Source organism: Gordonibacter pamelaeae 7-10-1-b, from assembly GCF_000210055.1.
GTDB lineage: Bacteria > Actinomycetota > Coriobacteriia > Coriobacteriales > Eggerthellaceae > Gordonibacter > Gordonibacter pamelaeae.
Genome location: NC_021021.1, coordinates 3,218,491 through 3,221,584, shown reverse-complemented (window position 1 = coordinate 3,221,584; position 3,094 = coordinate 3,218,491). Strand labels below are relative to the sequence as shown.

General features: G+C 70.2%; 2 protein-coding genes and 2 pseudogenes. All 4 read left to right on the top strand.

The genetic code is table 11. The features are described 5' to 3' along the window. Nucleotides 1–276, top strand: a pseudogene (locus GPA_RS14805) (hypothetical protein); the annotation flags it as partial. Between the two features lie 10 nt (nucleotides 277–286). After that, nucleotides 287–1,657 carry a histidinol dehydrogenase gene (gene hisD / locus GPA_RS14800; RefSeq protein ID WP_041239734.1) on the top strand — a complete coding sequence of 457 codons (1,371 nt, stop codon included), beginning with the start codon at nucleotides 287–289 and terminating at the stop codon, nucleotides 1,655–1,657. Beyond that, nucleotides 1,650–2,741: a histidinol-phosphate transaminase gene (gene hisC / locus GPA_RS14795; RefSeq protein WP_015540372.1), complete on the top strand. Its 1,092-nt coding sequence runs from the start codon at nucleotides 1,650–1,652 to the stop codon at nucleotides 2,739–2,741. The genes hisD and hisC overlap by 8 nt, the downstream gene beginning before the upstream one ends. A gap of 91 nt (nucleotides 2,742–2,832) precedes the next feature. After that, nucleotides 2,833–3,094 (top strand): annotated as a pseudogene (locus tag GPA_RS14790) (imidazoleglycerol-phosphate dehydratase); the annotation flags it as partial.

Sequence of the window (3,094 nt, the reverse complement as noted above, 5' to 3'; positions counted from 1 at the left end):
ATCGTGAAGCTGCACGGCAACATCGAGCTGGCGCCGCTCACCGGCATGGCCGAGCGCATCGTGGACATCACGGCCACCGGCACCACGCTCGCCGAGAACGACCTCGTGGTGGTCGAAGAGGTGCTGTCGTCGACCGCTCGGTTCTTCGCGAACGCGTGCGCGTTCCGCACCGACGAGCGTATCGTACAATTGGCCCAGGCGCTCGCGCAGGCCGTCCAGGCCGCCCCGCAGGCGCAGGACGACCCCGCGCCGCAGGCGCCGGCGAAACAAGGATAAGGAGCAGCCCATGCGTCGTGTGATACTCGAACCCGGCGAGGTTTTCTCGAACAAGCACCTGAAGCGCACCGGCGCGTTCAACGCCGCCGCGCTCACGGCGGCCACCGCCATCATCGAGGACGTGCGCGAGCGGGGCGACGGCGCCCTGCGCGACTACACGGAGCGCTTCGACGGCGTGCGCCTGGAGGATTTCCGCGTGCCGCAGCTGGCCGTCGACGAGGCCGCGGCCTACGTGGACGACGGCACGGCGCGCGCGCTGCGCCAGGCCGCGAGCCAGATCCGCGATTTCCACGAGCGCCAGCGCCAGCAGAGCTGGTTCACCGTGCGCGAGGACGGCGCGCTCGTTGGTTCGAAGGTGGAGCCGCTGGAGTCCGTGGGCATCTACGTGCCGGGCGGACGCGCGCTCTATCCCTCCACCGTGCTCATGAACGCCCTGCCCGCCGCCGTGGCCGGCGTGCCGCGCATCGTGTGCGTGACGCCGCCCGCGAAGTCGGGCATGCTCGATCCGGCCATCCTCTACGCCTGCCGCCTGGCGGGCGTCACGGAGATCTACGCGGTGGGCGGCGCGCAAGCCGTGGCCGCGCTCGCGTACGGCACGGAGTCCATCGAGCCGGTGGCGAAGATCACCGGCCCCGGCAACGCCTACGTGGCGGCAGCGAAGAAGGTCGTGTCAGGCGATGTCGGGATAGACATGATCGCGGGCCCGTCCGAGGTGTGCGTGGTGGCCGATGCCACGGCCGACCCGGCGCTCGTGGCCATCGACCTCATGGCCCAGGCCGAGCACGATCCGTTGGCGGCGTGCTACCTGGTGACGTTCGACGAAGCCTACGCCGACGAGGTGGAGCGCGCCGTGGAGCGACACCTGGAATCGTCCACGCGCGCCGAGATCACCGCGGCGTCGCTGGCCGACCAGGGGCTCGTCGTGGTGTGCCGCGACATCCCGCAGGCGCTCGAGGCCGTGAACGTCATCGCGCCGGAGCACCTGGAGCTGCACCTCGACCACGCCTTCGACCTCCTGGGCGCCATCCGCAACGCGGGCGCCATCTTCCTGGGCGCCTGGACGCCCGAGGCCGTGGGCGACTACGTGGCCGGGCCGAACCACACGCTGCCCACGGGCGGCACGGCCCGCTATGCCTCGCCGCTGTCGGTGGACGAGTTCGTGAAGAAGTCGAGCGTCATCCAGTACTCGCCGGCCGCGCTCGCCCGCGACGCCGACGCCGTCACCACCATCGCGCGGCACGAGGGCCTGTGGGCCCACGCCATGAGCGTGGAGATGCGCCGGAACCTGTTGCGCACGGGCAACGTGTTCGGCGAGGAGGGCGGCCCTGCGGGCGCGGCCTCGGGTGCCGGCGCCGTGGGAAGCGGGGGTGCCGATGCGTAGCGTGTGCTGCTCGGCCCCGCAGCTCGCGGGCCTTACGCCCTACGACCCGAAGTACCTGCCCGCCGAGGCCGTCCTCTCGGCGAACGAGAACCCGCACGACGTGGAGCAGGAGGTGCGCCACGAGATCATGCGCGAGGTGAAGCGCGTGGCCTTGAACCGCTACCCGGACCCGCTGGCCAACGATCTGCGCGACATGATCGCCGAGGCGAACGGGCTCGACCGCGACCAGGTGCTCGTGGGTAACGGCGGCGACGAGCTGCTGTTCAATATGGCGCTGGCCTGGGGCGGCCCGGGGCGCACGTTCCTCAACCTGCCACCCACGTTCTCGGTGTACGAGGCGAACGCGCGGCTCACGAACACGACGGTGGCGAACGTGCCGCGGCGTGCCGACTTCTCCATCGACGAGGAGGCCGTGCTCGCGCGCGTCGCCGAGGGCGGCATCGACTACCTCGTGGTCACGAGCCCGAACAACCCCACGGGCGAGCTGGCCGGCGAAACGTTCGTCTGCCGGCTGCTCGATGCCACCGACGCGCTCGTCATGGTGGACGAGGCGTACTTCGAGTTCTCGCGCCAGACAATGCGCCCCTATCTGGGACAGCACAAGAACCTCGTGATCCTGCGCACGTTCTCGAAGGCGTTCTCCCTGGCCGGCGTGCGCATGGGCTACCTTCTGGGCGACGCCGAGGTCATCCGCGAGTTCGTCAAGGTGCGCCAGCCGTACTCGGTGGACGCCGTGTCGCAGGCCATCGCGCGCGTCGTGTACGCGAACCGCGCGAAGTTCGAGCCGGGCATCCGCGCCATCATCGAGGAGCGCGCCCGCGTCGTCGACGGCCTCAAGCGCATCCCCGGCGTGAAGCCGTACCCGTCGGACGCGAACTACGTGCTGTTCCGCCTGGAGAACGCCGGCATCATCTGGGAGATGCTCTACGGCCGCGGCGTGCTCGTGCGCGATTTCTCGCGCGCGCCGGGTTTGGAGGACTGCCTGCGCGTGAGCATCGGCTCACGTGAGGAGAACGACGCGTTCTTGCGCGCCCTGCGCGATGCCGTGATGGGTAAGTGCGATCTGGAGGTTCCGTCGGCCTGACGGCCGCCGGAGCGGGCCGACGCTGCGGGCTTCCGCGATGCCCGGTCTCGCTGACGTTGCTGGACCAGCGAGCTTAGAGAAAGAGACGAACATGAACCAACGAACCGCCACCGTCGAGCGCACCACGAACGAGACGGATATCCGCATAGCCGTGAACCTCGACGGCACGGGCGCCGTCGAGGTCGAGACGGGCGTGCCGTTCTTCGACCACATGCTCACGGCCTTCGGGCGGCACAGCCTGATCGACCTGGCCGTGCGCGCGAAGGGCGACGTCGAGGTGGATGCGCACCACACGGTCGAGGACGCGGGCATCGTGCTGGGCCAGGCCGTCGCCCGCGCGCTCGGCGACAAGC